The 4,724-nt window shown below is 58.7% G+C and carries 5 protein-coding genes; 2 read left to right on the forward strand and 3 right to left on the reverse strand.

Annotation, left to right across the window (positions count from 1 at the left end):
* Positions 1-1,546 (forward strand): FAD-dependent 5-carboxymethylaminomethyl-2-thiouridine(34) oxidoreductase MnmC1 (gene mnmC1 / locus ABY948_RS11215; protein WP_461482623.1); only part of this gene is annotated, 1,546 nt, incomplete at its 5' end.
* 60 nt (positions 1,547-1,606) lie between these two features.
* Here the strand turns inward: mnmC1 and ABY948_RS11220 are convergent.
* Positions 1,607-2,458 carry a substrate-binding periplasmic protein gene (locus tag ABY948_RS11220; protein ID WP_461482624.1) on the reverse strand — a complete coding sequence of 284 codons (852 nt, stop codon included), beginning with the start codon at positions 2,456-2,458 and terminating at the stop codon, positions 1,607-1,609.
* Positions 2,459-2,461: 3 nt separating this feature from the next.
* Positions 2,462-2,896, reverse strand: coding sequence for a cytochrome c-550 PedF (gene pedF, locus ABY948_RS11225; RefSeq protein WP_461482625.1), 435 nt, complete (start codon positions 2,894-2,896; stop codon positions 2,462-2,464).
* Positions 2,897-3,205: 309 nt separating this feature from the next.
* On the opposite strand from pedF, the gene ABY948_RS11230 reads away from it, so the two are divergent.
* Positions 3,206-3,871, forward strand: a complete 666-nt coding sequence (locus ABY948_RS11230) for a LuxR C-terminal-related transcriptional regulator (RefSeq protein ID WP_461482626.1) — start codon at positions 3,206-3,208, stop codon at positions 3,869-3,871.
* Positions 3,872-3,926: 55 nt separating this feature from the next.
* Here ABY948_RS11230 and ABY948_RS11235 read toward each other — a convergent pair.
* A partial coding sequence (locus ABY948_RS11235; RefSeq protein ID WP_461482627.1) for a sensor histidine kinase occupies positions 3,927-4,724 on the reverse strand: 798 nt, incomplete at its 5' end.

The raw sequence follows: 4,724 nt of genomic DNA on the forward strand, positions 1-4,724 counted from the left end.
CCGCCGGGGCAATCCCGTGATCGATGCCTGGTTCCTGGATGGCTTCGCCCCGGCCAAGAACCCGGCCATGTGGAACGACGAGCTGTTTCGGGCCATTGCCGACCTGAGCGATGCCGGTACCAGCTTCAGCACCTTTACCGCCGCCGGCACCGTGCGGCGGGGGCTGCAAGCCATTGGTTTCGAGGTGCAGAAAGTGCCGGGCTTTGGCCACAAGCGGGACATGCTCTGCGGACAGATGACCGAACCGCTGGTGGCGGCAACAGCGGAACAGGACTGGCAGGCCGCCAGTTTCAACGCCAAACACCAGCCGCCCTGGTATCTGCCCGCGCCGCCTTCCCGTCCCGAATCGGCTCTGGTGCTGGGGGGCGGGATCGCCGGCTGCGCCACCGCCCGCGCCCTGGCGGAACGGGGCGTTGCCGTCACCCTGATCGAACGCCACGGGGCCCTGGCACAGGAGGGCTCCGGCAATCCCCAGGGCATTCTCTACCCCAAGCTGTCCAACCAGTCCTCGCCGCTGTCGGCATTCGGCTTGATGGCGCTGTTATTTGCCAGCCGCTATCACCGGCAATTTTTGCACAGCGCCGGCAGCCGCTGCGGCGTGCTGGTGCTGCCGGAATCCGCTAAAGAGCAGGCGGTCTTTGCCGAGATCGCCGCACAGTACCCCGCCGAACTGGTACAGCGGGTCAAAGGGCATCAGATGACGGAAGTGGCGGGCATTGCCCTGAACGCTGAATCAGGGCTGTTTTTTCCGCAACTGGGCTGGATCAGCCCGCCCGCCGTCTGCACGGCGCTGGCGAAACACCCGCTGATCCGGCGGCAGATCGCCGAGATTGCCGACCTCGATTACCAGGCGGCGCAATGGCGAGCCCTGGATGCCGCCGGTAACGCCGTCGCGGCAGCACCGGTGGCCGTGATCGCCAGTGCCTATCACAGCAACCGCTTTGCCCAGACCAGTCACCTGCCGCTGAAACAGATTCGCGGCCAGATCAGTTGCCTGCCCGCCACAGACAACAGTCGCGCCCTGAAAACCGTGATCTGTGGCGAGGGCTATCTGGCGCCGGCCAATGACGGCATGCACACCCTCGGCGCCACCTACCAAATCGGCGATACCAGCGCGGCAGTGCGCACCGCAGACCATCAAACCAACCTGCAACAACTGGCAAAAACCGACCCGGCAGCGGCGGCACTGTTTGCCGACGCGGACCCGGCAACCCTGACTGGCCGCACCGCCTTCCGCTGCACCACCCCCGACTACCTGCCCATCGCCGGACCGGCGCCGCAGCTGGACGAGTACCTGAAAGATTATGAACTGCTGCGCAAGAACGCCCGCTCCCATATCCCGGTGGCGGGCAGCTATTGGCCTGGGTTGTACCTGAACTGCGGCCAGGGTTCACGGGGCATGAGCTATGCCCCGCTGTGTGCGGAATTGATTGCCAGTGAACTCTGTGGGGAAGTGCCACCGCTGGCGCTGGAACTGCGCCGGGCGGTGCATCCGGGACGGTTTATTATTCGGGATATGAAACGCAATAAGGATATCAGCCGCTAGGCGACCATGGCTGCCGCGGCCTTTTTCAGTTCTGATGCCGTAGCAAATGAAGGTTGAAGGTCATGGGGCAGCTTTATCCGGTGACTCATAGCTGACCTGGTATTTCCGGAAAATGCCTGCCACTTCCCCGTCGTCAACCATGGCCGTTATGGCTGTTGCCACTTGCTGGCCCAGCTGCTGGTTGGTTTTTTTGACCGCGATGGCGATATCCCAGGCACGGCGCGACCAGGCCACCAGGCTTTCATCGGAAATCTTGAATGCCTCTCCCTGCCCGGCATTGCCCGCGACAGCCCCAAGGCGCCACTCGATTTGCCCGCGCATGCCGGCGACCGCATCAACCTGCTGGCCTTGCAGGGCATCAACCGCCTCAACCGTGGAGGGATAGTGGATAACGTTCTCCACCAGGCGACCGCCGAACAGGGTGGTCAGCTTGATGTCGGGAACACTGTCAATTTCGACGCCGACCTTGTGGTACATGAAAGGGGCGAGATTCACCAGATCGGGCAGGTTTTTGGTATTCCTGACCACGGTCCAGCGCTCTTTCTGGTACGGGCCCACGACAGCAACCTGGTCGTTCACGTAGTCTTTGTCATAGGGTACGCGCAGCATGAAGTCTGCGACCCCGCCACCCAGATAATGTCCCTTCCAAACGGCATTGCGCAGGTCATCATCAACGCTTTCATCGGCGGTCAACCAAAACCAGTGCGGCTGATAACCCAGCCGTTGCGCTATTTTGCGTCCAAGCTCAATGTCGATACCCGCCGGCACACCTTCGTTCATATAAGAATAAGGCGGGAAATCCCGATACACCGCAATGCTGATGTAACCGCTTTCGGCAATGTCTTCCAGGCTCCTGGATTCCACCGGGAAGGCACTACAGAGCAGCAGGCAAAGCGCGAGAAAGCGTGTCATCGACTACAGCTCCGGATTGTATTGGGTTTCCAGCCAGGCCCTGATCGCCCAGAGCGCCTCCTGACTGAGCACACCCTCGAAGGGTGGCATATAAGGAATGCCATTGCGTGTCGCGCCGTTGCGAACCCGGTAGGAAAACCATTCATCGCCTTCCAGCCCCGGTTCCAGCGCTCTCAGATCGGGAGCAATACCCCCGGAAATAGCGCCCAGGCCATGACAGCGGGCACAGTTCTGGTTGTACGCAGAAGCACCTATTTCTATGGCTTCCTGGTTACCGGAGTAGGGATTTTCTTCGCGCCACTCGTCACCCAGTTGCTCCAGGGTGGAGGTATCCACCGCCTGCGGCGTGACATCGCCATGGGCTAGCGCATAGCTGCTTCCGACTAACAGAAACAGCCCAAAAAAGCCTGTGGCAAGGCCAGATCGTTTACAGTTCATAATTCACACCCTCAAAAAAGACAACTGCCCAAAAATCATTATTAGTACGGGCAGAGGTTTGTAGACCCTAACAATAAGCCATGCGCAAAGCCGATTAAATCTAACTTAGGGAGGAGGAAATTCAGCAATTGGTTGCATATCCACCCAACTGCAGGATGGACTAAAGTAGGTGGCAGATCTGGTTGATTTGAGATCACCGACGGCACCCCGGCCCAGGGCCGCTTTTCAGCGGACATTCTGATCGCGATGCGGTGTTAAAGCCTTATGCTAGTATCTATGGGTAAATGGCAGAATCCGGACAGGCACACTATGTACGAGATACTCGTAGCTGATGACCACCCGCTCTATCGCGAGGCCGTCATCAGCGTGATCAAACAGACTTTTCCCGACGTCGTCACCTACGAGGCCGAAGATTTTGACGCGGCGCTAAACGTTGTGGAGGAGCACAATCAGCTCGACCTGATTTTGCTCGATTTGAACATGCCCGGCATGAATGACCTCAATGGTTTGATCCATTTACGCAATGAGGCCCCTGAAATTCCGGTCGCCATCATTTCCGCCGAAGAAGACCGCGACGTGGTGCTGCGCTCCGTCACCTATGGTGCCGTGGGTTACATCAGCAAAGTGGCGAGCAGTGAAAATATTGGCGATGCCATCAAGAAAATGATCGCCGGCCAGGTTTACCTGCCCTCCGATATTATCCGCAACAAAAAACCTTCTCCCCAGGCTGTCCGCAACGAACCGCAGGAATTTGATGCCAAACAGATCTCCTCGCTGACACGCCGCCAACTGCTGGTGTTGGAACGCCTCTCCAAGGGCGACTCCAACAAACAGATTGCCTATGAGCTGAACATCGCAGAGACCACCGTGAAGACCCACGTGTCGGCCATATTGAGCAAGCTGCATGTCCACAACCGCATGCAAGCGGTATTGTGCGCCAGCAAGATCAACTTCGATCAGTACCTTCACCGCTAGAATTTATCTGTCGCCCGTTGCCGACAACCTTTAACAGGGCCGCGCAGCGGCGTGATTATTTGGCGCCGCTTTGGAAGAAATAGCGCAACATTGATTTGAGCTTGTGGGGCTTGATGGGTTTGTTCAGCAGATGGTAGCCGCACGCCCTGACCTGCTGCTTCAGTTCCTGGGAGTAATTGGCGGTAATCATTAAGGTCGGGATGGCCTTGCCAATCCATTCATGCAATATCCCTATGGCCTCAATCCCGGTTTCGCCATTATCCAGGTGATAATCGACAATCAGCATATCCGGGCAGTGCTGCGCCAGTTCATCTTGATCAAGGTCGTCCACACCGGTCGCCGTTCGCACCTGGCCGCCCCAGCCCGTCAACAGGGATTCCATCCCCTTGCAGATGTTCAGGTCGTTATCGATCACCAGAATCCGCTTGCCCTCCAGCACCGGCGCCAGGTCGTCCTGGACGGGGATGTCTTCCGCAGGCCGGGCCATTTCCGGCTCGCCGTAGGGCACCAGAATGGAAAACACCGAACCTTTGCCCAGTTCAGAGCGCACGCAAACCGGGTGATCGAGGATGCGGGCTATCTTGTCGACAATCGCCAGGCCAAGCCCCAGGCCGTTGTTGCTGCGGCGTTTGCGGGTGGGCAGGCGTTTAAACTCCAGGAAAATTTCCTTCAGTTGCTCTTCCGGAATGCCGATCCCCGAATCCCATACCTGGAATAACAGTCCTTCCGGGCGGCGGCGGCAACCCAGCAGGATATCCCCGCTGTCGGTATAGCGGATGGCATTGGACAAGAAGTTCCTGAGGATCCGGGCCAACAGCTGCCGGTCCGTGAACACCGGCACCGATGCCGGCAC

This window comes from Porticoccus sp. (assembly GCF_041592135.1).
GTDB lineage: Bacteria > Pseudomonadota > Gammaproteobacteria > Pseudomonadales > Porticoccaceae > Porticoccus.